This window comes from Sphingomonas sp. DC4900, from assembly GCF_049896485.1.
GTDB classification, from domain to species: Bacteria; Pseudomonadota; Alphaproteobacteria; order Sphingomonadales; family Sphingomonadaceae; genus Sphingomonas; species Sphingomonas aquatilis.
Genome location: NZ_JAFCUK010000043.1, coordinates 1 through 1,286, shown reverse-complemented (window position 1 = coordinate 1,286; position 1,286 = coordinate 1). Strand labels below are relative to the sequence as shown.

Annotated in this window: 1 tRNA gene and 1 rRNA gene; both read right to left on the bottom strand. The window is 62.8% G+C overall.

Annotation, left to right across the window (positions count from 1 at the left end):
* Positions 1–979 precede the first annotated feature (979 nt).
* Positions 980–1,056, bottom strand: a tRNA-Met gene (locus ACP690_RS18045).
* 131 nt (positions 1,057–1,187) lie between these two features.
* Positions 1,188–1,286: ribosomal RNA gene (gene rrf / locus ACP690_RS18040) — 5S ribosomal RNA — on the bottom strand; the annotation flags it as partial.

Here is a 1,286-nt window from a genome sequence, read left to right as displayed (position 1 = left end):
CGCTCTCGCCACACCACAGATCGAGGAGGTACCGCCCCTACAGATTACACCCAAGGCCGCCTGAACGATGCGGCCCGGTGGCACACCTGAAATTACACCACGTTGACGGACACGACCGATGATGGCGGTGCCGGGGCCGGCTGACCGGGACATGTTTGAAGGCCTTGCGGGGATGTTACACCAGGCTTCGGGGATAGACCTTCGAACACAAGAACATGCCGCCTTTAACGGCATCTAGGGCGGCCGCCAGCGCGCAGGGAGCGGATCGTGCATGCGTATGTTTCGACGCCGTACCGCCTCTCAGAACACGCTACAGCGCCGATGCTTGTGGCAGCGTTCCTCTCGCTCGGCTCGGCAGACGGGGTATCGTTGCCTGCCACTCGGCCCCCTCTGCGACCCCATGGGGTTTGTAGGGACCACCGGCAGGAAACGCATCAGCTCCAACCTGATCTGGACAGCATGCCCGCGCCATAGCGATTCTGCTCGATCGATCTCCTGCCCCCGGCAGCGGCGGCCCTAGCGAGTTGGTCCGGGTCAGCGTACGCAACGACCAGAACGGCGCGGGTGATGGTTTTTTTCGCCCTCGTAGCCCTAGATGGCACGAATGAGGGCCGAGACCTCGCTCCACGCGATTTGCGCCAGTTGGTAGGCGCGTGGCTCAGTCGCGACCGACGGGCTGAGATGCTTGCACGAGGCCGTCGCAGCCCAGCCATATGCGGTCGAAATCGGCAGATCTGTTAGCTTTCAACCGGCCGTTGAGTGTCGGCCGTGACGTTAGGCGATGGTGCTGACCGTCGTCTGACGGCGTGGTTTTTTTGGGCGACGCGAACGGGCGGTCGGGCGGCGGACAAGTCTGGCCCGCCCAGCGGACAGTACCGCTGATGTCCGGGCGGTTCTGTGTTGCGGTTGCGCTGGGGATGGATGTGGGCCCAAACGCACGAAAGCCCCGGACCGGGTGGTCTGGGGCTTTTGTGAGGATTGGTTGCGGGGACAGGATTTGAACCTGTGACCTTCAGGTTATGAGCCTGACGAGCTACCGGGCTGCTCCACCCCGCGCCAAGGTCCATCAAAGTGGGCTTTGATGGAGTGTCCGTTGGAGACGCGAGAACCCCCGCTTGTGGCGGGGGTTGCGTGTCCCGTTGGGACGAGATCATGAATGGGTTCTCGTTTCCCGCACAGGCTTCAATGCCTGGCGACGACCTACTCTTCCACTGCTTAGGCAGTAGTACCATTGGCGCAGTCGGGTTTCACGGCCGAGTTCGGGATGGGATCGGGTGGGACACCGA